The organism is Roseobacter litoralis Och 149, assembly GCF_000154785.2.
GTDB lineage: Bacteria > Pseudomonadota > Alphaproteobacteria > Rhodobacterales > Rhodobacteraceae > Roseobacter > Roseobacter litoralis.
In genome coordinates, this window is record NC_015730.1 from 2,450,165 (window position 1) to 2,475,662 (window position 25,498).

22 protein-coding genes are annotated in these 25,498 nt (G+C 58.7%); 6 read left to right on the top strand and 16 right to left on the bottom strand.

Annotated features, from left to right (window positions below; genetic code table 11):
• Window positions 1-66: 66 nt before the first annotated feature.
• Window positions 67-1,809 carry an arginine--tRNA ligase gene (argS, locus tag RLO149_RS11610; RefSeq protein ID WP_013962285.1) on the bottom strand — a complete coding sequence of 581 codons (1,743 nt, stop codon included), beginning with the start codon at window positions 1,807-1,809 and terminating at the stop codon, window positions 67-69.
• A 209-nt stretch (window positions 1,810-2,018) separates the two neighbouring features.
• Entirely contained in the window at window positions 2,019-3,182 is a 1,164-nt protein-coding gene (locus RLO149_RS11615) for a deoxyguanosinetriphosphate triphosphohydrolase (RefSeq protein WP_013962286.1), read from the bottom strand.
• An 81-nt stretch (window positions 3,183-3,263) separates the two neighbouring features.
• Between RLO149_RS11615 and RLO149_RS11620 the strand changes: the two genes are divergently transcribed.
• Complete coding sequence (locus RLO149_RS11620; RefSeq protein WP_013962287.1) at window positions 3,264-3,587, top strand: HesB/IscA family protein; 324 nt, start codon at window positions 3,264-3,266, stop codon at window positions 3,585-3,587.
• 35 nt (window positions 3,588-3,622) lie between these two features.
• Here the strand turns inward: RLO149_RS11620 and RLO149_RS11625 are convergent, their stop codons facing one another.
• Together RLO149_RS11625 and RLO149_RS11630 are read right to left on the bottom strand one after the other, a co-directional pair.
• Window positions 3,623-4,672, bottom strand: a complete 1,050-nt coding sequence (locus RLO149_RS11625; protein WP_044025322.1) for a DUF6902 family protein — start codon at window positions 4,670-4,672, stop codon at window positions 3,623-3,625.
• Window positions 4,673-4,746: 74 nt separating this feature from the next.
• Entirely contained in the window at window positions 4,747-5,040 is a 294-nt protein-coding gene (locus tag RLO149_RS11630) for a DUF6749 family protein (RefSeq protein ID WP_013962289.1), read from the bottom strand.
• A gap of 344 nt (window positions 5,041-5,384) precedes the next feature.
• On the opposite strand from RLO149_RS11630, the gene xth reads away from it, so the two are divergent.
• On the top strand, window positions 5,385-6,167 hold the full coding sequence (gene xth / locus RLO149_RS11635) for an exodeoxyribonuclease III (RefSeq protein WP_013962290.1): 783 nt from the start codon (window positions 5,385-5,387) through the stop codon (window positions 6,165-6,167).
• Here xth and RLO149_RS11640 read toward each other — a convergent pair whose 3' ends face one another.
• Together RLO149_RS11640 and RLO149_RS11645 are read right to left on the bottom strand one after the other, a co-directional pair.
• Window positions 6,168-6,896 (bottom strand): DUF533 domain-containing protein, encoded by a 729-nt coding sequence (locus RLO149_RS11640; RefSeq protein WP_013962291.1) that lies wholly within the window; start codon window positions 6,894-6,896, stop codon window positions 6,168-6,170.
• 136 nt (window positions 6,897-7,032) lie between these two features.
• Window positions 7,033-7,617: an HNH endonuclease gene (locus RLO149_RS11645; RefSeq protein WP_013962292.1), complete on the bottom strand. Its 585-nt coding sequence runs from the start codon at window positions 7,615-7,617 to the stop codon at window positions 7,033-7,035.
• Between the two features lie 281 nt (window positions 7,618-7,898).
• On the opposite strand from RLO149_RS11645, the gene RLO149_RS11650 reads away from it, so the two are divergent.
• The gene (locus tag RLO149_RS11650) at window positions 7,899-8,246 is read left to right on the top strand and encodes a VOC family protein (RefSeq protein ID WP_013962293.1); all 348 of its coding nucleotides are present in this window, start codon (window positions 7,899-7,901) and stop codon (window positions 8,244-8,246) included.
• On the opposite strand, the gene RLO149_RS11655 is transcribed toward RLO149_RS11650, so the two are convergent.
• From RLO149_RS11655 to RLO149_RS11665, 3 genes are read right to left on the bottom strand one after another with little or no spacing between them, the layout of a single operon-like run.
• Window positions 8,243-8,908 (bottom strand): alpha/beta hydrolase, encoded by a 666-nt coding sequence (locus RLO149_RS11655; RefSeq protein WP_013962294.1) that lies wholly within the window; start codon window positions 8,906-8,908, stop codon window positions 8,243-8,245. The two genes, RLO149_RS11650 and RLO149_RS11655, sit on opposite strands and share 4 nt — an antisense overlap.
• Window positions 8,905-9,534, bottom strand: coding sequence for a DNA-3-methyladenine glycosylase family protein (locus RLO149_RS11660; RefSeq protein ID WP_044025323.1), 630 nt, complete (start codon window positions 9,532-9,534; stop codon window positions 8,905-8,907). The genes RLO149_RS11655 and RLO149_RS11660 overlap by 4 nt, the downstream gene beginning before the upstream one ends.
• Window positions 9,531-10,277: a precorrin-6A/cobalt-precorrin-6A reductase gene (locus tag RLO149_RS11665; RefSeq protein WP_013962296.1), complete on the bottom strand. Its 747-nt coding sequence runs from the start codon at window positions 10,275-10,277 to the stop codon at window positions 9,531-9,533. Before RLO149_RS11665 ends, RLO149_RS11660 begins: the two co-directional genes overlap by 4 nt.
• 76 nt (window positions 10,278-10,353) lie before the next feature.
• Between RLO149_RS11665 and RLO149_RS11670 the strand changes: the two genes are divergently transcribed.
• Window positions 10,354-11,565 (top strand): MFS transporter, encoded by a 1,212-nt coding sequence (locus RLO149_RS11670; protein ID WP_013962297.1) that lies wholly within the window; start codon window positions 10,354-10,356, stop codon window positions 11,563-11,565.
• Between the two features lie 17 nt (window positions 11,566-11,582).
• On the opposite strand, the gene RLO149_RS11675 is transcribed toward RLO149_RS11670, so the two are convergent.
• The 4 genes from RLO149_RS11675 to cysS form a co-directional block, all read right to left on the bottom strand.
• The gene (locus RLO149_RS11675) at window positions 11,583-12,362 is read right to left on the bottom strand and encodes a squalene/phytoene synthase family protein (protein ID WP_013962298.1); all 780 of its coding nucleotides are present in this window, start codon (window positions 12,360-12,362) and stop codon (window positions 11,583-11,585) included.
• A complete protein-coding gene (locus RLO149_RS11680; protein WP_013962299.1) occupies window positions 12,359-13,081 on the bottom strand; it encodes a class I SAM-dependent methyltransferase in 723 nt (240 codons plus the stop codon). Before RLO149_RS11680 ends, RLO149_RS11675 begins: the two co-directional genes overlap by 4 nt.
• Window positions 13,078-14,697, bottom strand: a complete 1,620-nt coding sequence (gene cimA, locus RLO149_RS11685; RefSeq protein WP_013962300.1) for a citramalate synthase — start codon at window positions 14,695-14,697, stop codon at window positions 13,078-13,080. Before cimA ends, RLO149_RS11680 begins: the two co-directional genes overlap by 4 nt.
• 262 nt (window positions 14,698-14,959) lie before the next feature.
• Complete coding sequence (gene cysS, locus RLO149_RS11690; RefSeq protein ID WP_013962301.1) at window positions 14,960-16,432, bottom strand: cysteine--tRNA ligase; 1,473 nt, start codon at window positions 16,430-16,432, stop codon at window positions 14,960-14,962.
• A 222-nt stretch (window positions 16,433-16,654) separates the two neighbouring features.
• Between cysS and RLO149_RS11695 the strand changes: the two genes are divergently transcribed.
• On the top strand, window positions 16,655-17,845 hold the full coding sequence (locus tag RLO149_RS11695; protein ID WP_013962302.1) for a pyridoxal phosphate-dependent aminotransferase: 1,191 nt from the start codon (window positions 16,655-16,657) through the stop codon (window positions 17,843-17,845).
• Between the two features lie 224 nt (window positions 17,846-18,069).
• Window positions 18,070-19,608 (top strand): trimethylamine methyltransferase family protein, encoded by a 1,539-nt coding sequence (locus RLO149_RS11700; RefSeq protein WP_013962303.1) that lies wholly within the window; start codon window positions 18,070-18,072, stop codon window positions 19,606-19,608.
• Window positions 19,609-19,679: 71 nt separating this feature from the next.
• Here RLO149_RS11700 and RLO149_RS11705 read toward each other — a convergent pair whose 3' ends face one another.
• From RLO149_RS11705 to RLO149_RS11720, 3 genes are all read right to left on the bottom strand, one after another.
• A complete protein-coding gene (locus RLO149_RS11705) occupies window positions 19,680-19,913 on the bottom strand; it encodes an EF-hand domain-containing protein (protein WP_013962304.1) in 234 nt (77 codons plus the stop codon).
• 261 nt (window positions 19,914-20,174) lie between these two features.
• A complete protein-coding gene (locus RLO149_RS11710) occupies window positions 20,175-20,633 on the bottom strand; it encodes a GNAT family N-acetyltransferase (protein ID WP_013962305.1) in 459 nt (152 codons plus the stop codon).
• Between the two features lie 787 nt (window positions 20,634-21,420).
• Complete coding sequence (locus tag RLO149_RS11720; RefSeq protein ID WP_013962307.1) at window positions 21,421-25,065, bottom strand: vitamin B12-dependent ribonucleotide reductase; 3,645 nt, start codon at window positions 25,063-25,065, stop codon at window positions 21,421-21,423.
• Between the last annotated feature and the right edge of the window lie 433 nt (window positions 25,066-25,498).

The window sequence follows — 25,498 nt, forward strand, 5'->3', positions numbered from 1 at the left end:
TTTGGGATACGTTGCCCCAAAAGTCTGTCTTACGAATTACTGCTCAGGCACAGGTCGCGTTTTATATCAACGCATTTCCTGTGCCGGTGTGACGCCGAGAATACCAAGACCGGCCGCAATTACAACGCTGCAGGCACGTGCGAGGGCAATTTTCGCTTGTGTGACTTTTGGATCATCCTGCACGAAACGTAATTCCGGCACATCATTACCCCGGTTCCACAACGCGTGAAACACGCCCGATAGTTCATAGAGATAGAAGGCAACGCGGTGCGGCTCGTTGCTGCGCGCCGCTGTTTCAACCAGACGCGGCCACTCGGACAGTTTGGCAATCAGGCCCAGTTCGGCCTCATGATCCAGCAGCGACAAATCCGCAGCCTTCAGCGTGTCCATGTCGACGGCAATGCCTGCCGCTTCGGCCTTGCGCATGACTGACGCGACCCTCGCATGGGCGTATTGCACGTAAAACACCGGGTTTTCGCGGCTTTGCTCCATCACTTTGTCGAAATCGAAATCAAGCATGGCGTCGTTCTTGCGCGTCAGCATGACAAAGCGTGCCACATCCGGGCCGACCTGATCGACCACATCGCGCAGAGTCACAAAGGTCCCTGCCCGCTTGGACATCTTGAAAGGCTCACCGTTCTTGAACAGCTTCACCAGCTGCGTCAGTTTGATATCGAGCGGCACCTTGCCGTCCGACAGCGCGGAGACCGCCGCCTTCATCCGTTTGACATAGCCGCCGTGGTCTGCGCCAAAGACGTCGATCAAGGCGTCATACCCCCGGCTGACCTTATCGTAGTGATAGGCGATATCGGGCGCGAAATAGGTCCAGCTGCCGTCGGATTTCATCACCGGGCGGTCGACGTCATCACCATGTTCAGTCGATTTGAACAGTGTTTGCTCACGCGGCTCCCAGTCTTCGGGCTTTTTGCCTTTCGGCGGCTCCAGCACACCGTCATAGATCAACCCCTTGCTTTTGAGGTCCTCAATCGCGGCTTCGATCCGTCCGGTGCCATAGAGCGATTTTTCCGAATAGAACACGTCCATCTCGACACCGAGCGATTTCAGATCAGCCCGGATCAAGTCCATCATCGCATCGGTGGCGAATGTGCGAATGTCCTGCAGCCATGCCTCTTCGGGCTGGCCCACATAGCTGTCGCCTTTGAGATCTTTCAGCTGTTGACCCACCGGGATCAGATAATCGCCGGGATAGGTACCATCGGGGAAGGCCACCTCCTGCCCATGCGCTTCCAGATAGCGCAAATATACTGACCGGGCGAGCACATCGACCTGCGCACCGCCATCGTTGATGTAGTATTCGCGCGTCACATCAAAGCCTGCGTAATCGAGCAAAGACGCCAGTGCATCCCCGAAAACCGCACCTCGGGTATGGCCAACATGCAAAGGACCTGTCGGATTGGCCGACACATATTCGACATTCACCTTCTGACCCGCACCAAGGGTCGCGCGCCCGAAATCCGTACCCGCGCCGAGCACCGAGAGCAAAACCGCGCGCCATGCGTCAGGCGCAATCCGCAGGTTCAAAAAACCCGGCCCCGCCACCTCGGCCGATGTAATCCGCGGATCAGCGACAAGACAGGCCGCCAAAGCCTCTGCGATCTCACGTGGTTTTTTGCCCGCAGGCTTGGCCAATACCATCGCTGCATTGGTCGCCATATCGCCATGCGACGCATCGCGCGGCGGTTCAACCGTCACGTTGGCCATGTTCAGGTCAGCAGGCAAATGCCCGGCGGTGACCATCTGGTCCAGACAGGCAAGCACAAGCGCGCGCATTTCGGCAAAAAGGTTCATCAAGCGGTCCTATCTCAGAGCATATGCGCGGTGTATCACGCCCGAAAGCCGGGTCAACCTTTGCCCAGCGTATCAGGAGGAAACCCCTCGGCAGTTTACCGCAGAAAGACAATCACGGCTGAGCGACAAACCGGTCAAAAGCGGCCATCAAGCGGTGTTGTCAACAACACCTCCTGGAGTTTGGGTAACATGTCGCACTTGCAGCCTGCTCAAGATGCCATTTCCGCCTGCGGGGTTCCCGACAACAAACGCGCATGTTCTTGCAGGGCAAAACGATCCGTCATGCCGGATATATAGTCGGACACGATCCGCGCCAGTTCGGTTTCAGAATTTATGGCTTCGACATCCTTGCGCCATTGTTTGGGTAATTGGTCCGGGTGCGCCATGAAATAGGGGAAAAGCTCTTCGACAACCCGCGTCACCTTGGCCCGCATCACAACCACGCTGGGCGCACGGTACATGCGATCAAACAGAAAGCTGCGGATGACTTTCAAATCGTCAAAAACGTCGTCTGAAAACCGGATGATCGCACGATCAGCAGACCGGATATCGCTAACGGATTTGGGTTGCAGCGTCATGAGCCGCGCCTGCGCAAGTTGGATGACATCTTCGACCAGAACGCCAAAGAACCGCCGCAACGCTTCATGCCGTCGCCGGTAATAGTTCAGACCGGGATAGAGCCGATCCACCTCGGCAAAGCACATGTTCAGAATGGGTAATTCGGCCAATTCATCGGTCGAAAAAAGCTCTGCGCGCAAACCATCATGCAAATCGTGGTGATTATAGGCCACATCATCCGCGATGGCTGCGACCTGCGCCTCGGCGCTTGCGAATGTGCCGAGTTCAAGGTCATGCGTGTCGTTATAGGCCTTCAGCGCCCATGGAATGTCGCCTGTCACAGGGCCGTTGTGCTTGGCCAGCCCCTCAAGGGTTTCCCACGTCAGGTTCAGCCCGTCGAAATCGGCATAATGCCGTTCCAGATGCGTCACGATGCGGATCGCCTGCGCGTTGTGATCAAAGCCGCCAAAAGGCGCCATCATGTCGGACAGCGCATCCTCGCCCGTGTGGCCAAACGGTGTGTGGCCCAGATCATGGGCCAGGGCGACAGCCTCGGTCAGCTCCTGATTGAGGTTCAGCGCCCCCGCGATAGTGCGTGCAACCTGTGCCACCTCTATGGAATGTGTGAGCCGCGTGCGGTAATAATCGCCCTCATGCTCGATGAACACTTGCGTCTTGTGTTTGAGCCGTCGAAACGCACTTGCGTGAATAATTCTGTCGCGGTCTCGCTGAAAAGACGAGCGGAACGTGCTCTCCTCCTCCTGCACGCGGCGCCCTCGGGCGCGCTGCGGATCGGAAGCATAGGGTGCTGTCATGTCGCCGGTCCTTGTCGCCTGTCATCAGAAGTTATATATTGATCCTAACAGATTAATAAACCCGTTTGACGGAGCACTGCCATGCAACTTCCACCCAAAGTCACCCCGCGCGCTTTCGAGAGGCTCGCAGAGATCGGTGCATCTGATGATGGCAAGGCCCTGCGCGTCGCCGTTGAGGGCGGGGGATGTTCAGGGTTTCAATACGAAATCGATCTGGACGAGCCCAAAGATGATGACCTTGTTCTGGAGGGTGTCGGGCAAAAAGTGGTGATCGACGCGGTGTCCCTGCCGTTTCTCGCAGATGCCGTGATCGATTTTACCGAAGAGCTTATCGGGGCGCGGTTTGTGATCAACAACCCGAATGCCTCCAGCTCATGCGGGTGTGGTACATCCTTTTCGATGTAGCTTTAAGTCAAGCCCGCAAGCGGTTGGATTGAAACCTAATTCGACCTCGAAAACCGTTCAAAGAAACGATCGAAATGCGCTGACGATTGTGCGGCGCCTTCCAGAATTGCATTCTGGTCGTGTGCGAGGGAGCGCGCGAAAATGGACCGCATATGCCCCCAGTCCCCACTGCGTGCAGGTCCAAGCTGATATAACAGCGACGATATCGCCCGCAGCGGCCCCGGCCCTGCGCGATGCCTGAAAATTTCAACATTTCCCTGTGGGGGGCGTCCGGAAAAACCTGTCATGCCTGCGATACCGGCCCACCAGCTGGTCACCAGATATTCATGGTAGGCATCATTTACTGATCCCTCAGGGGCCGGGACCAGCGTGAACGATCCCATCTCATGCGCCAGCCAATCTTCCCAGATTTCGCTTGGGCTTTGGCCGGCAAAACGCAATGCAACGCAAATCTCTGCCAGCAGATCCACATCCTGATCCAAAAATGCCAGAAGACCGGCGTATTCGAGGCTGGTCACAGTGGCCTCCGGCAGTTCCGTCTGCGCGGCACCGTAGCTTGTCAGATAAAAGACAATATGGGTCAGCTCATAAGCTGCTTTTTTGTTCGGCACAGAAAACGTGCGTGGCTCAGACGCGAAATCCAACAATCGTGCCCTCAGAGTGGGCGTCATCTCTCCCATGCCGCGACGCGCCATAAGATATTGCGCTTCGGCGCGCTGTAAATCGGACAGCTCACAGGCAACCAGATCAGCGGCATGCACCGTTTCGCACAGCCTTCTGCCCGTGTCGCCGTCAAGGCCAAGGTCCTCAAGATCAAGACACATCGACAGAAGAAACCTGTAATACTGCGGGAAAAAACGCATGCGTTCTTCGAGACCGTCGTAAAAAGCAGCGTAGACGTCCAGCGCATGTGGGGTCAGTTGCGCGCCACTGCTTGTCAGAATGTTGAGTATCTCAGCATTTTCCTTAAGCCAGAAAACATCTTCGGCGCTGCGTCGATGCTGTGCGAAACTGCTTAACAGCGTTGATTGCCGTTGCGCCAGGTTGGGACGTTTCGGCACGCCGAGTGAGATGACATTTGACATGATACAGCCGTTTTTGATGTGAGAGTGCACGGATGGCCCGCAGCCCGAAAGCCAGCAGGCCATCGCGCCGAGGGTCAGACTTTGGGCGACATGCTTGTGGTGAAGAGGCCTGTCGCTTCACCGGAATGCGCATTTTTGCCAGTCGTCATGCTCGTGGTGTAAAGGCCCGTGTGTGCCCCTGCCAGCGCAGAGCCTTCGGGCGACATCGAGGTCGTGTAGAGCGCCGTTTGCTCCCCCGTCATCATGTCACCGTGCTGAGATGTCATTGATGTGGTGAACAGCCCAGTTGCGTCACCCCCGTGGATATCAGCAGTTTCCAGAGGTAGAGCTGCGGCTTGGTGAATGGAAATTTTGGTACGCGTTTTCATGGTATATCCCGTCCATTTGAAAGTTTCGATAACCTCCAAACGGTCACCCTTTTAGGGAGAGTTTTAAAGAAAAATTCACGTTAAGATTGCCTTAACCATTGGTTATCCACAGGGATGCTGATGTGAATTTCTAATCGATACAATCTGTGCCCAGACGGTAACCTTTGTTAAAAAAACATTTATCCACAAAGGATAACTCTGTGGATATTAACCATTCATGCCCTGTTGCAGAAAAATGGTTAACGAGAATCACACGCGCAGGTCATTGGGCGGACCGGCACAACGCCCTTGCCCCGGGACGTCACTTCAGGGATATCAGAAACGTGTAGCAAGCGGGGGCCTCCATGAAAATCGCAACGTTCAACATAAACGGCATCAAAGCGCGCATCGATGCCCTGCCCGCATGGTTGAAAGAAGCGCAGCCCGACGTCGCCCTGCTACAGGAGATAAAGTCCGTGGACGAGGCCTTCCCGCGCTCGGTGTTCGAGGACATGGGCTACAACCTTGAAACCCACGGTCAAAAAAGTTTCAACGGGGTCGCGATCCTGTCCAAACTGCCGCTGGAAGATGTCACAAGGGGCCTGCCCGGCGATGAATCGGATGAGCAGGCGCGCTATATCGAGGCGACCGTCATGGGGGACACCGCGCCGGTGCGGGTCTGCGGGTTGTATCTGCCCAACGGAAACCCGGCACCCGGACCGAAGTACGATTACAAACTGGACTGGATGGCGCGGCTATATGATCGCGTCAAAGAGCTATTGGCCGATGAAACCACATTTGTGATGGCGGGGGATTACAATATCATTCCGCAAGCCGAGGATGCGGCCAAACCGGAGAGCTGGCGCGATGACGCGCTGTTCCGGCTGGAAAGCCGGACCGCGTTTCGCAAACTGATCAACCTTGGCCTGACGGAGGCCTTCCGCGCCCGGACGGCGGGCCCCGGACACTACAGCTTCTGGGACTATCAGGCGGGGGCGTGGAACCGCAACAATGGTATCCGCATTGACCACCTGCTGCTTAGCCCGCAGGCGGCGGACATGCTGGTGGATTGCCAGATCGACAAGGACGTAAGAGGTCGGGACAAGCCCTCTGACCACGTTCCCGTCTGGATCGATCTGGCCGCCTGATCAGGTATAAAGCCGCGGCACACCAAGGCTGTCATGGATTTTATTGGCCGTATCAGGCGTGATGCCTAACCCTTCTGCGAGGGCATGAAGGTATTGCCCCTCAGCCTGATTGTCAGGGCTGATCGCGTTGAGCGACATCGTATAAACCTGAGTTTCCAACCCGCGCGGCGTGTCAGATGCGAGCGCCTGCGCGCTGACCGGTTCTGCGAGGATTTTCTGCACCACTTCCATGTCAGACGGATCACCATCTTGCAGAGCGTCCAGCAGCTTGGCTTTTTCGTCGGCGTCAATATCCCCATCTGCGCGGGCGGCCTGCGTCATTGCCCGCAACATCAGGCGCGCGACCTCCTCTTCGTCCGGCTCCGTCGCGGGATTGTCCTGATTGATCAGACTTTCGAAGCCACCAGCCGCATCACCACCGCGCGCGCCAGCCAGACTGCCCAGCAGACCCCCCAAGCCCCCTAGGCCACCAGCAGCGCCAGCGGCCGATGCTCCACCACCGCCCGTTAGTTGACCCAGAATGTCCCCAAGGCCGCCCGATGCCCCACCAAGACCGCTGCCGCCCCCCAATTGACCCAACAGATCGCCCAAGCCGCCCGAGTTATTCGCGCCACCTCCGCCAAGGCTTTTCATCATGGATCCGATTCCACCCTGCTTTTGCACCGCTTCCATCCCTTTCGCGACGGCAAAGCCGATGGCCATTTTCGTGACCGTGTTCATCAAAGACATCAGATACTCCCACCTTAATCATACTGCATTTGCTATAGAACCATCATGCAGAGAACGGGTTCCCGCGTCCACCAGCATCGCCCTGCCCACCCGGCGGAGCCCACGACATCTATTGCTTCGCAGTTTCAAAAGCGGGTCAGGCCTGCAGTTCGGCATCCCAATACAGAAAGTCCATCCAGCTTTCATGCAAGTGGTTCGGCGGGAATTTGCGGCCCATGTTGCGTAATTCTTCGGCGCCGGGCTGGCGCGGTGGTTTGCGCAGTGACAGCCCCGTGCGATGCAGCGGTTTCGCCCCTTTTTTCAGGTTGCACGGGCTGCAGGCTGCGACAACATTCTGCCAGCTTGTCACCCCACCGGAGGCACGCGGCACCACGTGGTCAAAGGTCAGGTCGCCCCGCGCACCGCAGTATTGGCACCTGAATTCATCCCTCAGAAATAAATTAAAGCGCGTGAAGGCCACGCGCTTTTGAGGTTTCACGTAGTCTTTGAGGACCACGACGGAAGGTATGCGTATTTCGGTACTCGGCGATCTTACGATGTCGTCGTATTCAGCCACGATGTCGACGCGATCCAGCCACGCCGCTTTGACAGCATCCTGCCAGGGCCAGAGCGACAGAGGATAATAGCTGAGCGGTCGGTAATCCGCGTTGAGCACCAATGCTGGCCTGTGTTTGAGGCTCGCCGGGTTACGTGTGAATTCTACTCTGAAATCGCCGTCCATAAATCTACTGCACCTTTGCCGTTCCGCGTCCGGTCCGGCAGGCCAGTCCCACCGATAGGCTGACTATATCTCGTGGTTTTTGTCTGACAAGCCCTTCCTGCACCACAATATGTCGCAGTTTTCTTACGATGCTTATGTCACAGGCAGATGACAGTTATCCACAAGCCTCGTTGCAACGTCCGGAATGCGATATTCGGCAATGGCTGCGGAGCATGATCTTGCTCAAAGCCCACTTTTGTTTACGGTTGCGCAGGCAGGAAATACACAATTGGCAGGTTATGATGGAAAACGACGCGCGCGTGACACTGGACTACATCGAATTCACATCGCCCGAGCTGGAAAAGACGCAGGCGTTTTTCGCCGATGCCTTCGGGTGGCAGTTTGTGGACTACGGCGATGATTACCGCGACATTCAGGGCGCCGGGATCGGCGGCGGCATTGAGCGGGGTGCTTTGCGCGCGCCCCTACCGGTGCTTAAGACCGACGACCTTGAAGGCATGTTGGGGGTCGTCAAAAAGGCAGGTGCTCAAATAACCGCCGACATCTTTGACTTTCCCGGCGGACGCCGATTTCAGTTCATTGAACCAGGCGGCAGCGAAATGGCCATCTGGAGCGAGACGAAAGCTTAAAGGTTCAGTTTGTCGCGCATGAACGCCAAGGCCACCGACAGACCATCCGGCGCGATACCGTGCCCTGTGCCTTTCATAATATGGGCGAAAACATCTTTCCACCCGGCCTCCTGCAGGGCTTCGGCAGCTTGCGGCAGCGACTGCGGCGGCACGACGTCATCTGCATCGCCATGCACCAGCAGCACCGGTGGGCGCACCAGCGCCTCATCCGCGAGCGTCTCAGGGGCCAGCAAGCGGCCGGAAAAGGCGACGATACCGGCAATTTCATCTTCTCTGCGCGGGGCCACATGCAGCGCCATCATCGACCCTTGCGAAAAGCCGAACAGCACGACCTGTTCGGGCAGCACGTCTTCGTCTACCATCAGCGCGTCCAGAAACGCGTTCAGATCCTCGACGGCCTGCGCCATCCCGCGCATTGATTCCTCCTCGGAGGACCCATCAATCCAGGGAATCGGAAACCACTGAAACCCGAAAGGCGCGCCCGCGCAGGCCTCGGGCGCATCCGGCGCCACAAAGAGCGTATCCGGCAGATGTTCGCTCAGCGGATCGGCCAGCCCCAAAAGGTCTGCACCATTGGCCCCGTAGCCGTGCAAAAAGACCACGATTGAGCGTGTTTCGCCAGAGGCGGCGGCGCGACGTTCTGCGTTTAAAACCCGTGTCATGTGATCCCTTCACGTTGCTTGACCACGCGGTAGTACGCAAACAAGAGCCGCGCTGCAACCGACCGCCATGGCGACCATGCATCAGCCATCTCGCGCAGCGCGCGTTCCTTGGGGCGCGCCTCAAGAGCATAAAGGCTGCGCGCCGCTTCCTGCAGGGCCAGATCGCCCGGCGCGAAAACATCCGCGCGCCCAAGGCTGAACATCGCATAGATTTCCGCCGTCCAGTTTCCGATGCCGGGCACCGCCACAAGCGTCTTGATCACGTCACTGTCGGGCAAGCTGCGCAAAGCATCGTAGTTGATATCGGCACCGGCCAGCGCATGGGCATAGCGGATCTTTTGTCGGCTGAGACCAAGCGCGCGCAGATCATCTTCGCGAGCGGCCTGCACAGTGGCCGGATCAACCATCCCCGCCGCTTCCAGTTTGGACCAGATCGCCCGTGCTGAGGCGACGCTGACCTGCTGGCTGACAATCGCACTCAGCAGTTGCGCGAACCCATCGGGGCGGCGTCGCAGCGGCAAGGGGCCGGTCTGCGCCAACGCATAGGCCAGACGCGGGCAAGCTTTTGACAGCCAAAGGGCGCCCTCGGCCACATCCCTGTCTGTTTCAATCACTCGGCCAGTCATCCCTGATCCGCCTCCCAGGCCAGCGCTTCGACCACGGTCTCGACCTGCGCTACGTGCGCGGGGCAAACGGGCCGTTCGATCATCAGAACCGGCAGGCTGCGCGCGCGGGCCGCCAGCAGTTTGGACATGCTGGCCGCGCCCCCGACGTTACGACAGATCAGATGCGTGATGTGCAATTCAGCGAACTGGTTTTCCTCCTGAAACTGAGAGAACGGCGGGGTGCCGGGCACGAAAGTCACAAAGGCAAAAGGGGGCGGTGCGGAAACGCTATGTGTTTGGCGCATATAGAGCCGATGCCCGCTGAACGTCTCATAGGCGGGCAGGCTCAGCCACCCTGTGTTGCTGAAGACGCGCGCGGTTGGCGGGACAGAGGGGGCCGCCGCCTCAACGGAGGGGAAAGAGATCCAGCGATCCCGCAGGGTGGCTTGCCAGGGCGGGCGCAACAGCCGCAGATATCTGATCCCTTGTGTGACGCAGACCTCGCTTGCCATGCTGCTTATGTCATCATCAAAGGCGTGGCTTGCGTCAATAACGGTGCCTACCCGCTGGTCCTGCATCCAGCCCCATAAGGCGTCCGCGCTTTGGAACCGGCCCAGTCTGGTGGGCACGCGCAAGGCATCGAAAATGCGTTCTTCTTCCGGCAGGCTTGCGACCACCCGCCGCCCGCGGGCCAAAAGGCCGTTGACAACAGCATGCGCTTCCCGTGCGCCCGCCATGACAAGTGTTGTGGATTCATGCCTCATGGCTGCGACTTTACGACTATGGCGCAGGTGAGCAAGGGGCTTGCCCAACGCAATGATTTAGCAGTACGCAAGGGCCATGGAAGCCACGTTGGAAAATCGCGCAAAGCGCAATGTTATAGTGCTGGTACTGGCGCAAGCTGTGCTCGGCGCGCAAATGCCGATGCTGTTCATCATCGGTGGGCTGGCCGGGCAATCGCTTGCCTCCAACGTCTGTTTTGCGACCTTGCCGATTACGCTGATCGTGCTGGGCTCGATGGTTGCTGCGACGCCGATTTCCGGCATTATGCAACGATATGGGCGGCGCGCCGGTTTCATGGTCGGGGCCTGTGCGGGTGCAGCGGGCGGTGCCATCGGGGCCTATGGGCTTTACACCGCGTCCTTTCCGATTTTCCTGCTGGGCAGCTTTATCACGGGCATCTACATGTCCGCGCATGGGTTTTACCGCTTTGCGGCTGCGGATACGGCCTCGGATGCATACCGCCCCAAGGCGATTTCCTATGTGATGGCGGGCGGGTTGGCCGCAGCGATCATCGGGCCGCAGTTGGTCAAAGTCACAGCGGACGCCTATGTCATCCCGTTTATGGGCACCTATGGCGCGATCATCGTGTTGAACGTGGTCGGATCGCTGCTGTTTTTCGCGCTGGATATACCCACACCCCCTGCCCCGCGCGCTGACAGCCCGGCAGGCCGCACAAGGTGGGAGCTGATCACCACACCGCGGATCGCTGTGGCGGTCATCTGTGCCACGGTGACCTATGCGCTGATGAACCTTGTGATGACATCCACCCCGCTGGCCGTTGTCGGCTGCGGGTATACGACGGGCAATGCGGCCGATGTGGTCACGGCGCATGTGCTGGCGATGTATGTGCCCTCGTTCTTTACCGGACATCTGATCGCGCGTTTTGGCACGCAGCGGATCATGGCGATCGGGTTGTTCATTCTGGCGGTTGCCGGTGGCGTGGCACTGGCTGGCGTTGCACTTGGGAACTTCTTTTTCGCGCTCATCCTGTTGGGGTTGGGCTGGAACTTCGGCTTTATCGGCGCAACCACGATGCTCTCTGAGGAGCACAGCGTGGAGGAGCGCGGACGGATGCAGGGGCTGAATGACCTGATCCTGTTTGGCGGGGTCACGCTGGCGTCGCTGTCCTCGGGTGGGTTAATGAACTGTTCCGGCGGATCGCCACAGGAAGGCTGGATGGCGGTCAATATCGCGATGGTGCCTTTTATCGCTTTGGCAGGCGCATCCCTGATCTGGTTGATGATGCGCCCCAAAACCCAAGCCGCCTGAGCGCGCATCGGTCGAAATCAGGACCAGCGCCATAAAAGTGCTGCGCGCCGCATCGGGTGAACCTGCAGGTCCCCAACCGCCACGCGTCGCGGATCCTGTACCACCTGTTTCAGAAGGCTCCGGGTAACAAACGCCTCGGTGATGGCAGGTTTCGCCGCATCCCCCAAGGTGCGTTTCAGCAGCTTTGGTGCAGGCAGCGCATCGAGTGCCGCGCGCGCAAGATCGGCGATTGCCTCCGCGCGGCCATCAACCAAGGGAATGCGACTGTGCGCTTCCAACGCGGGCACGGCCTGCAAAAACCGCGCAAGCCCCGTGGCGCGACCGCAGGCCCGTACCATGGCTTCCGCATCGCCCTGCGGGGTCAGGTCCGGGTCGAGCGCGCAGGCCGCAACCCACATCAAACCGGCAGCCGTTTCGTTGAGGTAATTGTCAAAATGTGCAGCGTCCTCAAAGGCATCCTTGTAGATATCCCAGCGCCGGGCCGCGACAAGCCGGTCAAGCACCTGCGTTGCCGGTTCTGACAGAAAACCGCTCAGCGGGGTGACGACCTCATGGCGGCGGACCTGCGCGCCCTGCCCGATTTCCTCAAGCACATCGCGCCACCATTGCAGGCGCATCTCGGCAATCATGGTCTCTTGCGTCAGCCAAGGGGCGCGCGAAACCTCGACGTTGAAGGCATAAAGCACAAAGAGGACGGCGCGCGCCGCAACCGGGCTTGCCATGACGGCGGCGAACCGGTCCGGGTCTGCCTTTTCCACGATAGCGGCGCAGGCGGTCACATCCGCATCAAAGCTCATCGCGGGCGCACCACAGACAGCAAGTAGCCAAATTCATGTCTTGCCGCGCGCCACAGCGCCGCTTCGGCCTCTGCTTCGTCCAGCACTTCCGTCAGCGCGCCTGACGCGTTGGGTCGCAATTGACTGATCCGCTGATCGAGGGGGCCATAGTAGTCTTCCCAAGCCTTGTCAGAGAGATGCCGTGTTGCCACGCAGTCATAGCCTGCGGCATCAATCTGCGCCCTGAGACCTGCCTCATCGGTCATTTCGGGGTAGTCTGCCCAGCCCTCTTGCGCCGCTGGCGACGGGGTATCTGTGCGCCAATAGACCTGCGAAAACGCAATTGCGCCGCCCGGAGCGAGGGCCGTGCGCCACGCCTCCAGCGCTTTGGTCACGCCCAGAAAGTAAACCGCACCGGCGCACCAGATGAAATCAAACGGGCCGGTCAGCGCGGTCATATCGCCGCAAAAGATCGTTGTGCGGGGGTCGTCACCGTGGCTGTCCTGCGCTTGCTGCACAAACGCGTCCACCTTATCGAGTGCGCTGACATGTCCCCGCGGGGCGGCCTTAAGCAATGCCGGGATATCCGCGCCGGGGCCGCAGGCTGCGTCGCAGATCAAGGCATCCGGTTTCACGCCTGCAACCTCTGCCGCCCATGCAACCTCCTGCGCCTCCCCCGGTCCTTCGCGGGGCAGGCCGCGGTGCAATTGGAAAAACGCGTCCCAATAGGCCTGCGTCATGTGGCTTTCCAATCGCGCGTCAGTTTCCAGCGGATCGCATCCAGCAAGGCCTCGAACGATGCATCCACTATGTTTGCCGAAACACCGACCGTGGACCAGCGCCGCCCCTCACCATCTTCGCTGTCGATGATCACGCGGGTGACAGCCTCGGTGCCGCCCTGCGTGATTCTGACTTTGAAATCAACGAGGCGCATGTCATCAATGATCGCCTGATACGGGCCAAGGTCCTTGGACAGTGCCTTGGCCAATGCGTTGACGGGGCCACGATCGCTGCCCGTTTCATCCATCGATTCAGAGACGGAGAGCTTTTTGGTGCCACCGACTTTGACGACCACGACTGCTTCGGACAGACTGACCATCTGGTTGTATTTGTTCTTGCGCCGCTCGACCGTCACCCGGTAGCGTTTGACCTCGAAAAAGGCGGGCATCTGGCCCAAAGCGTCCCGCGCCAGCAGTTCGAAACTGGCCTGCGCGGTGTCATAGGAATAGCCCAAAGCCTCGCGATCCTTGATGCGATCTAGGATCAGACCCAAGGCCGGATCGCCCTTTTTCACCACCAGCCCTGCCCCCTGCAAACGTTCGCGCAGATTGGATTGCCCCGCTTGGTTGGACATCGGAATTATCCTTGCGTTTCCGACGGTTGCGGGGTCGATGTGTTCGTAGGTCGTAGGGTCCTTGAGGATGGCGGAAGCATGCAGCCCGGCCTTATGCGCAAAAGCCGAAGAGCCCACGAAAGCGGCCTGGCGAAACGGCACGCGGTTGAGGATTTCATCGAGCATCCGGCTGGTGCGGGTCAGCGTCTTGAGGGCCGCGTGGGTGATGCCCGTTTCATAGGTGCTGGCATAGGGTTCCTTGAGCAGCAGGATCGGGATCAGCGTGGTCAGGTTGGCGTTGCCGCAGCGTTCGCCCAGCCCGTTCAGCGTGCCCTGAATTTGCCGCGCGCCTGCATCCACGGCGGCGAGGCTGCAGGCGACGGCGTTTTCGGTGTCGTTATGGGTGTGAATGCCAAGGTGGTCGCCCGGTATGCCCGCCGCAATTGTCTCGGTGGTGATGCGGCGCACCTCTTCGGGCATAGTGCCGCCATTGGTGTCACACAGCACCACCCAGCGCGCGCCCGCCTCATAGGCCGCACGCACGGCCTGCAGCGCATAATCAGGGTTGGCACGGTAGCCGTCAAAGTAGTGTTCGGCATCAAACAGCGCCTCACGGCCCATGTTTTTAAGGTGTTTGACGGATTTCGAAATGTTATCGAGGTTGTCCTCAAGGCTAATCCCGAGGGCGGCGCGCACGTGGAAATCATGGGTTTTGCCGACCAGACAGACGGCGGATGTGCCCGCGTTCAAAACGGCGGCGAGCACGTCGTCGTTTTCAGCCGAGAGGCCCGCGCGCTTGGTCATGCCAAAGGCGGTCATGGTCGCGCGGGTCTTGGGGGCGGTGTCGAAAAACGCGCTGTCGGTGGGGTTGGCACCGGGCCAGCCGCCCTCGATATAATCCACGCCCAGCGCGTCGAGGCTTTCGGCGATGGTGCGTTTTTCCTCGGTCGAAAACTGCACGCCCTGCGTCTGCTGCCCGTCGCGCAGGGTGGTGTCATAGAGGTAAAGGCGCTCACGGGTCATAGGTGAAATTCCGCTGTTTTGGCACGTCGGCAGGGCGTCGGTATCGTGTCGGTATTACGTCGGTGCGCGGCGCGCGGTCGGGTGACACTGTGGTAACCGTCACGGCATGGCGCATCAGGCGGTGTCGTGACGGTTTTGAACGGCCCCGGTGCGGTCTGCACCGGTCCGGGTCGCTTGCGGCCCGGACAGCGCCCGACCCTCCCCCCGGGAGGGCGCTTCACGCCCCCCCAGGCTCGGGCGCTGTCCTGTGTTGGGAACCGGGTCATTTGAGGGCTTCCAGTTTGGCGGGGTCGTACTCGTTTGTGATTTCAAAACTGGATAACCCACCGGCGTTATCGTTGACTTGAACACCTGCTTTCTCGAGCAAAGCTCTTATCCGGTCTGCCTCCTCAAACTGTTTTCTTTGCTTATGTTCTTGGCGAACAAGCAAAATATTGGCGATCATATCGGTGTCAGGATGGTCGCCCACGAACGTAACGCCGAGTCCCGCTCGAAGTCCTAAATTGTCCCAATCAAATACGAGTCCAAGAAACTCAGCACTCGCCGCAAACTCCGCTATTTGCAAAGCTGTACCATTAGTATTGAGTTTTCGTAGTGCTTGTAACGCACCGTGCGTATTCAAATCATCACGCAAGAAGTTAACGACTTCACTAGCTGGCTGCCAGCGATTGTTTTTTTTCAGCAATGCAACCATCGATGGCGAATAGCCAGCGCGCAAAAGTACCAAATGGATATCGCTAACTGCTTTTTCTGCTTCTTTTCGCTTCTTCTCGGTCCAGTCCATCGGTTTGCGGTAGTGGGTGCTGAGCATCACGAAACGGATGACTTCGCCCGGCACGCCTTGGTCGAGCAGATCGCGGACGGTGAAGAAATTGCCCAAGGACTTGGACATCTTCTTGCCTTCGACCTGCAGCATCTCGTTGTGCATCCAGACGTTGGCGAAATCATGGCCTGCGCAGGTGCTTTGGGCGATTTCGTTTTCGTGATGGGGGAACATGAGGTCGTTGCCGCCGCCGTGGATATCAAACGTTGCGCCCAGCAGATCATGCGCCATGGCGGAGCATTCGATGTGCCAGCCCGGACGGCCCCTGCCAATACTCTTGCCTCCCACGACCGGCCCTGCCCAGCCCGGTGTCGCATCATCCGAGGGCTTCCACAGCACAAAATCCATGGGGTTGCGTTTGTAGGGGGCGACCTCGACCCGCGCGCCTGCAATCATGTCGTCAATCGAGCGACCCGAGAGCGCGCCATATTTCGAATAACTCTCCACCGCAAAGAGCACATGGCCCTCGGCGGCATAGGCGTGCCCCTTGGCGATCAGGTCTTCGATCATCGTGACCATCTGCGCGATATACTGCGTCGCGCGGGGCATCGCGCGTTGATGATCCCTGTCCTTGATGGAGGGTTCCAGCGCGCCGACCGCCGCCATGTCATCGAGAAACCACTGCGTCGTCTCGGCGGTGATCTCGCCGATGGCACGCCCGCTTTCGGCGGCGCGCGCGTTGATCTTGTCATCCACATCCGTGAAATTGCGCACATAGGTCACGTGGTCCGGCCCATATGTGTGGCGCAGCAACCGATAGAGCACGTCAAAGACGATCACGGGCCGCGCGTTGCCCAGATGCGCGCGGTCATAGACCGTGGGGCCGCAGACATACATGCGCACGTCGTCTTTGTTGATCGGCTCAAAGTCCTCTTTGCGGCGGGTCTTGGTGTTGTAAAGCTTGATCGTCATGACAGGCGTCCTTGCGCAGGGATGGCGCGGGCATAGCAATCTCGATCAGGGATGAAAACGACCTAAGTGCGCCCGCAGGTGGGGATCAGCAAATAATACAGCAAAGGGGCGGTATTTGGGTCATAGGCCAGACCTACGCGGTTCAGCGGCCTTGCGTCAAGGGTGATTGACGAATCAGGTGCCCTCTGACCTCTCTGCGGACAGTCAGACAGAGGAACGGCCATGCAACTCTCCGAGCGTATCACGGGCATCACGGGCGGCGGCTCAGACGGGTGGGACGTATTCTTGAAGGCACGTCGGATGATTGCGCAAGGGGTCGCGGTCACGGAGCTGACCATTGGCGAGCATGACATCCGCACCGCAGCGCCCGTTCTGCAGGAGATGCACCGCACAGCGCTTGGCGGTCACACCGGATATGCCGCCGTGCCCGGCACAGATGCGCTGCGCGATAGGGTGGCGGCCCGGGTTGCGGCGCGCACGGGTGTTGCCACCACAAGGGACAACGTGTTGATCACACCCGGCGGTCAGGCGGCCCTGTTTGCGGCCCATATGGCGGTCTGTGATCCCGGCGACATCGCGCTTTATATTGACCCTTATTATGCCACCTACCCCGGAACACTGCGCGGTGCGGGGGCGATCCCGCAGGTCATTGGCACGCACGCCGAAGACGCGTTCCAGCCGCGTGTTGAGGATATTGCGCCCTTCGCCGCCAAGGCGCGGTCGCTGTTGATCAACACGCCGAACAATCCAACAGGCGTCGTCTATTCGCGCGCCACACTGGAGGGCATCGCCAGCCTTTGCATCGCAGAAGACATGTGGCTGATTTCGGATGAGGTCTATGACACGCAGGTCTGGGAAGGTGCGCATCTGAGCCCGCGCGCCCTGCCCGGCATGGCCGAGCGGACCTTGGTGGTGGGGTCGATGTCGAAATCCCATGCGATGACCGGGTCGCGCTGTGGCTGGATCATTGGGCCCCAAGACGCGATTGCGCATCTGACCAACCTTGCGACACATACGACCTATGGCGTGCCCGGTTTCATTCAGGATGCAAGCTGCTTTGCGCTGGCGCAGGGCGATGCCTTTGAAGAAGAGGTCGCAGCCCCTTTCCGGCGGCGCCGCGCATTGGCACAGGACATATTTGCAGGGCAGAATATCGTCGGTCTCGTTCCCGCGCAGGGGGCGATGTATCTGATGCTGGACATGCGCGCGACGGGGATGACGGGCGAAGCGTTTGCCTATGATCTGCTGGAGAGCCATCATATCGCCGTGATGCCCGGAGAGAGCTTTGGCGCCTCAGCCACGGGACATATCCGCGTTGCTATGACGGTTGCGGATGACGTTTTCGCCCACGCCCTGCGGACACTTTTGGACCATGCGGCCCTGCGCTCCGCTGAGCGCGCGGCGGCGCAGTAAGCCCGACACCCGCGATTGCTCGAAAACGACCCCCCGTCGCAAATGAGACAGACGCGGGGATGATTGGTTTGCACGATCCGGTAAAACGGAGGACGCATGAAAGCAGACCGGATCAAGATAAATCTGGTAATCCGCACAATCGGTGCTGAACGCGGACGTGCGGCGCGTGGCCGACCTGAAAGGCGATAGAGCCCTTTTCTATTGCTATTTTCAGGATCTGAACCATGACACAAAAAACCCAAATTCGAGCCGGTGGCCGCTCTGCCCGGCGCGCCGCACGCGCAGCGCCACTTGCGGATCATCTGCGCCCCATACGTCCCGGTATGGAGGGTGGACGCTATGAGCCGCTCAGCCCGACGGACGTAGATCGCATTCACAACGCCGCCCTTGAGGCGCTTGAAACCATCGGTCTGGCAGATGCCCCCGACAGCGGTGTGGCGTATCTTACGAAGGCGGGCGCGGTTCTGGGGGCGGATGGCCGCATCCGGTTCCCGCGCGCGCTGGTCGAAGATGTGATCGCCTCTGCCAACCGCACGGTGACGCTGTGTGCGCGCGACCCGGCACATGATCTGGATCTGACGGGCACGCGTGTGCATTATGGAACCGCAGGCGCAGCGGTGCATCTGGTAGACGCCGAAGGGTGCAATTACCGCGAATGTGGCGTGCAGGATTTGCATGACGCGGCGCGCATCACGGATGTGCTGCAAAACATCCATTTTCTGCAACGCCCCATGGTGTGCCGTGATATAGCCGATAACCTTGAGATGGACCTCAATACGATCTATGCGACCTGCTCGGGCACGACCAAGCATATCGGCACATCCTTTACCGACCCGGCCCATGTCGCCCCGGCCATAGAAATGCTGCACATGATCGCGGGGGGTGAAGCCGCATGGCGCGCGCGGCCCTTCGTGCTGAACTCAAACTGTTTTGTTGTTCCGCCCATGAAGTTCGCCACTGAATCCTGTCAGGTCATGGAAGAATGTATCAAACACGGCATGCCTGTTCTGCTGCTGTCTGCGGGGATGGCAGGGGCAACCGCGCCCTCTACGGTTGCGGGCGCGATTGTGCAGGCCACGGCGGAATGTCTGGCCGGTCTGGTCTATGTTCAGGCGATCAAACCGGGACATCCGGTGGTCTTTGGCACCTGGCCCTTTGGGCTCGATCTGCGCAGTGGGGCCATGACGGGAGGCTCCGGAGAGCAGGCGTTGCTGACGGCTGGATGCGCGCAGATGCACAAATTCTACGACCTGCCCGGTGGGGCCGCCGCAGGGATCGCCGACAGCAAGCTGCCTGACATGCAGGCGGGCTGGGAGCAGATGTGCTCCAACGTGATGGCCGGGCTTGCGGGGTTGAACATGGTTTATGAGGCCGCGGGGATGCATGCCTCGCTGCTGGGTTTCTGTCACGAATCGCTGATTTTAGGGGATGATTTGCTGGGACAGGCCATGCGCTGCGTGCGTGGGATCGAGGTCACGGACGAAACCATGGCGCTGGATCAGATGCGCGCAGTCTGCATGGACGGTCCGGGGCATTATCTGGGCACGCAGCAGACACTGGGCCGGATGGAGGCAGATCATGTGTACCCCACCCTTGGCGATCGCAGTTCCCCTAAAGAGTGGGAGGAGAAGGGCAAACCCAATCTGATCGCCAAGGCCAAGGCACGTAAGGAAGAGATTTTGAGCCAACGCTCAGCTGCGCGTTTTGACCCGGAACTGGATGCCCGGATCCGAGCGCGCTTTACCATCCATCTGCCTGCATAGCGCCGGATGTGCATACCGTTGGTGAGGTGCCTGAGCGGAGCCAGGGCATTGCTCCGCTCAGGCAGGTGACGTTAGGCCGGCATCAGGCCCGCGTCTTGCGCAGATTGCACTTCTGCTTCGTCGAGCGCGCCATCGGAGTTCAGATCCATTGCGCTGAAGTCTTCAGCTGTGATGTCCGGCATCACGGCTTGAACCTCATCAATGGTCAGAACGCCATCGCCATTCACATCCGCAGCTGTGGCGGCTGAAACGGCACCGGCAAAAGCAACAGTGAAGAGAATTGCAGGTAGGCTAACTTTAGTCATTTTCTTACTCCCAAGTAAAAGCGGAACATCTCCGCAAGAACAGGGATGACATGCCCGGAAACGAAAGCCATCACCCCTGATGTCTTGGGCCAGAAACGGGCACTTCAACGCACAAATGGGGCTTTTGCGTAGGTGAGTCTCTGCCGGGCAAAATCCCGCTGAGCGTGTTTTCGGCGGTCTGTGACCGATCCGCCGATGGATGAGGCACTATACCGCCGATCTTGGCCGCCCGGCATTGTGTGCGGGCCACACGTGGCTTTCTCACACGGGCTTTTCAAAAAAGACACGATCGAATCCGTCTTCATGTCTGCGTTCTGTTTCGCGATATCCCAGATGAGGGTAGAGCGACAGGTTCGCCGTCATTTTCGCGTTTGTGTAAAGCCTGACGGATGTCGTATCTGCGTGTTTTGCCATGCGCTCACAAAACAGGATCAATTGTTTTCCGATACCCTTGCCTGCCATGTCCGGGTGCACGGCCACATTTTCCAGAAAGAAACAGTCGCCCTTTTCATAAAAGACAATGAAACCGCAAAAGCGGTCTTTGGCATCAATCGCAACATGCACCCGGCCCAACGTGATCAAAGACGAAAAATCCGCAACCATCGGCGCGGGCTTCTTTCCGATGGCCGCCACATATTGTGCATAGGCGTGTTCCGCACAGTGTCGGACAGCGGTTTCATCTTCTTTGCGCGCTTTCCTGATGACAAACTGGCTGATCACTGTTTTTCCCCCGCCCGGTCGCGAGAGGGTAAACCTGCTGTACTTCGATGGTCAACGCATGCGTTACCGTGCAAGCCGACAGAAAAAAGGGGCCCCGAAGGACCCCTGTTAGTTTCGATGTTCAGGCTCAGTTTGTTAACCGCTCGGTATTTTTTTGCCTGCGGCCTGAACGTCGTCTGGAACGAACGCATCCGTCCCGGATATCAGAGAGGCCAAGGTCCCACCCTGCCCGTCCCCAATTTCGTTGGAAATCCTGTGGATTTCCGACGCGTGAGACAGAGCGGAAAACATCTTCGTTTTCTGCGGAGTCTCACCCGCTTGTTTTTGAGAAGCCGATACATCCGGCTGCTCGCTATCTCGTCGGGGTGCGGCCTGCCTGAGCAGACCGCACCCCTACACGCCCCTTGGGGGCGCGTTTTCATGGAAGACTGTTACTTCTTCCTGTTCGGTCGCTGTGTTAGCGCCGACGCGGCTGCGGTTTTAGCAGCTTTCGAGGACTTCGGGTTTCTAAGCACTTTTGATGCAGCAGATGCAGCCTTCGCACTTGTAACCTCCGAATTCTTGCGTCGTGACATGTGTATCACTCCTCTTTTCCACAGGCAGCTCGTGGATAAACCATGTATTTCCTGTGAGTTAGCAGCGCGTCGTTGATTGCCGTCGCGTTCCGTGTATTTGCTCCTTTCATCGGCCATTTTGGACCGAACAGCTTTGCCCTTTGCCCACGCTGTTTAGGCTTGGGGCGAGCGGGGATCAGCGTTGCAGCGCTGATCCCCAACCCTCAATCTCCTCAGCTACAGCCAGATGTCCCGCCGCAGGTGTTGCACTTCATGCAGGTGCCGTTGCGCACGAGGGTGTAGTTGCCGCATTCACCGCAGGCTTCGCCCTCGTAGCCTTGCATCTTGGCTTTGGTGCGCGCGTCCATTTCGACCGTGCCGGAGGTCACTGCCGTTGAGGCCATGGCGACCGCAACGTTCCCGCCACCCTCAAGGGGCGCGATGTTGTCATAGGCGATGGCCGAGGCCTGCCCGCCCTGCAACACGACCAGTTCCTGTGGCATGCGGTTGCGCAGATAGCCTGTCGAGCTGATTTGTTTCAGCACTTCGAGTGATTTGGACGCGGCCGTTTCGCTGAGTTCAGAGACATCGCTGACGCCTTCTTTCTCGCCCGCGCCCAGATCGTCAAAGCTGTGACCTGCCGGTTGGACATGTGCGAGGTCCGTCCGGTCCAGATAGGACACAGCCAGTTCGCGGAACACGTAATCAAGGATCGAAGTTGCGTTCTTGATCGTCTCGTTGCCCTGCACCATGCCTGCGGGTTCGAACTTGGTGAAGGTGAAGGCATCCACGAATTCCTCCAGCGGGACCCCGTATTGCAGACCGACCGATACCGCGATTGCAAAGTTGTTCATCATCGCCCGGAAACCCGCACCCTCTTTGTGCATGTCGATAAAGATCTCGCCGATCTTGCCGTCTTCATACTCGCCGGTGCGCAGATAGACCTTGTGCCCGCCCACGATGGCTTTCTGGGTGTAGCCCTTGCGGCGTTGCGGCATCTTTTCACGATGCGACTTCACGATCTCCTTGACGATGATCTTTTCAACGATCTTTTCGGCCAGCACGGTTGCCTTTTCATGGGCGTTGCCGCTTTCCAGAATATCGGCGGCTTCCTCGTCGTCTTCGACCAGAGATGCGGCCAGCGGTTGGCTGAGTTTCGAGCCGTCACGATAGAGCGCGTTGGCTTTCACCCCGAGCGACCAGCTGAGTTCATAGGCCTTCTGGCAGTCCTCAATGGTGGCATCGTTGGGCATGTTGATCGTTTTGGAGATCGCGCCGGAGATGAAGGATTGCGCTGCCGCCATCATATGGATGTGGCTGTCCACGGAGAGGAAACGTTTGCCTTTCTTGCCGCAGGGGTTGGCACAGTCGAAGATCGACAGATGCTCGTCCTTGAGGAAAGGCGCCCCTTCGAGGGTCATGGTGCCACAGACGTGATCGTTGGCCGCGTCGATGTCCTTTTTGGAGAACCCAAGGTGACGCAGCAGATCAAAGGACGGATCATTCAGCTTTTCAGCCGGGATACCCAGAACCTGCGTGCAGAACTCTTCGCCCAGCGTCCACTGGTTGAAGACAAAGCGGATGTCAAAGGCCGAGGCCAATGCCGCGTCCACCTTGGCCAGTTCGTTCGGGCCAAACCCGTGACCCGCCAGCGAGGTGTGGTTGATGCCGGGTGCGTTGCCAATGGTGGCGTGACCGACCGCATAGGACACGATTTCCTCGATCTGGGCTGAGCCATAGCCGAGTTTTTCAAGCGCACCGGGGACGGATTGGTTGATGATCTTGAAGTACCCACCACCCGCGAGTTTCTTGAATTTCACCAGCGCGAAATCGGGCTCGATACCGGTGGTATCACAATCCATCACCAGACCGATGGTGCCTGTCGGCGCAATTACCGTGGCTTGCGCGTTACGATAGCCATGACGTTGGCCGAGTTCCAGCGCCTGATCCCAGGCCCCGCGTGCCACGTCGATCATCCGCGCGTCCGGGCAGCTTTTGTAATCCAGCGGCACAGGGTTCACGGCGAGGTCTTCGTAGCCACCGACCTTGCCATAGGCGGCAGTGCGGTGGTTGCGGATCACCCGCAGCATGTTGTCGGCGTTTTTCGCATAGCCCGGGAAGGGTCCAAGTTCGCCCGCCATTTCGGCAGAGGTCGCATAGGACACACCGGTCATGATCGCTGTAAGCGCCCCGCAGATGGCACGGCCCTCGGTGCTGTCGTAGCTGTAGCCCATGTTCATCAGCAGACCGCCGATATTGGCATAGCCCAGACCCAGCGTGCGGAAGTCATAGGAGCGTTGTGCGATTTCCTTGGAGGGGAATTGCGCCATCATCACGGAGATTTCCAGCGTCACGGTCCAGAGACGTGAAGCATGCATGTAGTCTTCGATCTGGAACTCACCGTCCTTGAGGAAGGTCAGCAGGTTCATCGACGCGAGGTTACAGGCCGTATCATCAAGGAACATATATTCCGAGCAGGGGTTGGAGCCGCGAATTGCGCCATCCGCCGGGCAAGTGTGCCAGTCGTTGACCGTGTCGTGGTACTGGATGCCCGGATCCGCGCAGGCCCATGCCGCGTGGCCGACTTTTTCCCACAGATCGCGCGCCTTGATGGTCTTGGTGACCTTGCCATCCACGCGGTTGATCAATTCCCAGTCGGCGTCATCCTCGACCGCCTTGAGGAAAGCGTTGGTGACGCGGATCGAATTGTTCGAATTCTGACCGGAGACGGAGCTATAGGCCTCGGAATCCCAGTCGGTGTCATAGGTCGGGAATTCGATCGATGTATGGCCCTGCTTTGCGTAATCGAGCACGCGTTTGACATAGGTTTCGGGGATCGCGACCTTTTTTGCCTCGCGAATGGCTTGCTTGAGGGCTGCGTTCTTGCTGGGGTCGTAGGCGTCTTCCTCGGCGCCGTCCCATGTTTTGATCGCATCAAACAGCAGGTTCAGTTTTTGCTCGTGCATCTTGGAGCCTGCGACGATGCTGGCGACCTTCTGCTCTTCGACCACTTTCCAGTTGATGAAATCCTCGATGTCGGGGTGATCTGCATCAACGATGACCATCTTGGCTGCACGCCGTGTAGTGCCGCCCGATTTGATCGCACCCGCCGCCCGGTCGCCGATCTTCAAAAAGCCCATGAGGCCGGAGGATTTACCACCACCCGAAAGCCCCTCGCCCGCCGCACGCAGGCTGGAGAAGTTGGTGCCGGTGCCGGAGCCGTATTTGAACAGGCGTGCTTCGCGCACCCAGAGATCCATGATGCCACCTTCGTTCACCAGATCATCGGAGACGGACTGGATGAAGCAGGCGTGTGGCTGTGGATGCTCGTAGGAGGATTTCGACCGTGTCAGTTTGCCGGTCTTGTAATCCACATAGTGGTGACCCTGTGCCGGGCCGTCGATGCCGTAGGCCCAGTGCAGACCCGTGTTGAACCACTGCGGGCTGTTGGGGGCTGCCCGCTGGCTGGCCAGCATGTGGCGCATTTCGTCGAAATAGGCAGCGGCGTCTTCTTCGGTGGTGAAATAGCCACCCTTCCAACCCCAGTAGGTCCAGGCACCGGCCAAACGGTCAAAGACCTGTTTGGAGGAGGTTTCGCCGATCATCTCGGCCCCTTCCGCCGGGACCGAGCGCCACAGGAATTCTGGAACGCCTTTTTCTTTTACCCGACGGGTTTTGGTGGGCACGCCGGCTTTGCGGAAATATTTCTGTGCGATGACGTCGCTGGCAACCTGGCTCCACGAATTGGGCACTTCGACATTGTCGAGCTTGAACACAACTGTGCCATCCGGGTTCCGGATTTCCGACACGGTGGTGATAAAGTCGAGATCAGCATAGGCGTCTTGGTCGGCTTTGGTGAATTTGCGTTCAATTTTCATTTTCGCTGCCTCATATTCAGCTTTGTCACTTATGAAGCAGGCTGTCATTGCAGCACCGCCCCCGTTACTTGCCCAAGGGCAGAGAGAAATATGCGTATGTGAAAACCGCGTCTGCGCCTTTCACATCTGCATTCGGATCATATATGTGACCGTCGTTTGCCTCTGTCCCGTCGTGACGCCCTTTGGAGCGTTTAACCACTACATCTTGTGGCGTCACTGTCGGCTCATACAAAGTGACGTATTTCCACCTATTCGGTCAACGCTGTTTTTATACTTTTTTTACCAGTATTCATCTTGACGGGCGGGTATTTTTGAAGGCTGTCGGCGCGCAGGTGATTCAAGAGATTAACCAGCGGTTAATATCCACAGGCCAGCGGGGAAAGCGCCGCGACATAGCAAAACTCGAAACATGAATGGATAGAGGAATTTAGAC

Coding starts and splice junctions, on each gene's coding strand:
- argS (WP_013962285.1), bottom strand. CDS start 1,809: ATGAACCTTTTTGCCGAAATGCGCGCGCTTGTGCTTGCCTGTCTGGAC.
- RLO149_RS11615 (WP_013962286.1), bottom strand. CDS start 3,182: ATGACAGCACCCTATGCTTCCGATCCGCAGCGCGCCCGAGGGCGCCGC.
- RLO149_RS11620 (WP_013962287.1), top strand. CDS start 3,264: ATGCAACTTCCACCCAAAGTCACCCCGCGCGCTTTCGAGAGGCTCGCA.
- RLO149_RS11625 (WP_044025322.1), bottom strand. CDS start 4,672: ATGTCAAATGTCATCTCACTCGGCGTGCCGAAACGTCCCAACCTGGCG.
- RLO149_RS11630 (WP_013962289.1), bottom strand. CDS start 5,040: ATGAAAACGCGTACCAAAATTTCCATTCACCAAGCCGCAGCTCTACCT.
- xth (WP_013962290.1), top strand. CDS start 5,385: ATGAAAATCGCAACGTTCAACATAAACGGCATCAAAGCGCGCATCGAT.
- RLO149_RS11640 (WP_013962291.1), bottom strand. CDS start 6,896: ATGTCTTTGATGAACACGGTCACGAAAATGGCCATCGGCTTTGCCGTC.
- RLO149_RS11645 (WP_013962292.1), bottom strand. CDS start 7,617: ATGGACGGCGATTTCAGAGTAGAATTCACACGTAACCCGGCGAGCCTC.
- RLO149_RS11650 (WP_013962293.1), top strand. CDS start 7,899: ATGGAAAACGACGCGCGCGTGACACTGGACTACATCGAATTCACATCG.
- RLO149_RS11655 (WP_013962294.1), bottom strand. CDS start 8,908: ATGACACGGGTTTTAAACGCAGAACGTCGCGCCGCCGCCTCTGGCGAA.
- RLO149_RS11660 (WP_044025323.1), bottom strand. CDS start 9,534: ATGACTGGCCGAGTGATTGAAACAGACAGGGATGTGGCCGAGGGCGCC.
- RLO149_RS11665 (WP_013962296.1), bottom strand. CDS start 10,277: ATGAGGCATGAATCCACAACACTTGTCATGGCGGGCGCACGGGAAGCG.
- RLO149_RS11670 (WP_013962297.1), top strand. CDS start 10,354: ATGGAAGCCACGTTGGAAAATCGCGCAAAGCGCAATGTTATAGTGCTG.
- RLO149_RS11675 (WP_013962298.1), bottom strand. CDS start 12,362: ATGAGCTTTGATGCGGATGTGACCGCCTGCGCCGCTATCGTGGAAAAG.
- RLO149_RS11680 (WP_013962299.1), bottom strand. CDS start 13,081: ATGACGCAGGCCTATTGGGACGCGTTTTTCCAATTGCACCGCGGCCTG.
- cimA (WP_013962300.1), bottom strand. CDS start 14,697: ATGACCCGTGAGCGCCTTTACCTCTATGACACCACCCTGCGCGACGGG.
- cysS (WP_013962301.1), bottom strand. CDS start 16,432: ATGACGATCAAGCTTTACAACACCAAGACCCGCCGCAAAGAGGACTTT.
- RLO149_RS11695 (WP_013962302.1), top strand. CDS start 16,655: ATGCAACTCTCCGAGCGTATCACGGGCATCACGGGCGGCGGCTCAGAC.
- RLO149_RS11700 (WP_013962303.1), top strand. CDS start 18,070: ATGACACAAAAAACCCAAATTCGAGCCGGTGGCCGCTCTGCCCGGCGC.
- RLO149_RS11705 (WP_013962304.1), bottom strand. CDS start 19,913: ATGACTAAAGTTAGCCTACCTGCAATTCTCTTCACTGTTGCTTTTGCC.
- RLO149_RS11720 (WP_013962307.1), bottom strand. CDS start 25,065: ATGAAAATTGAACGCAAATTCACCAAAGCCGACCAAGACGCCTATGCT.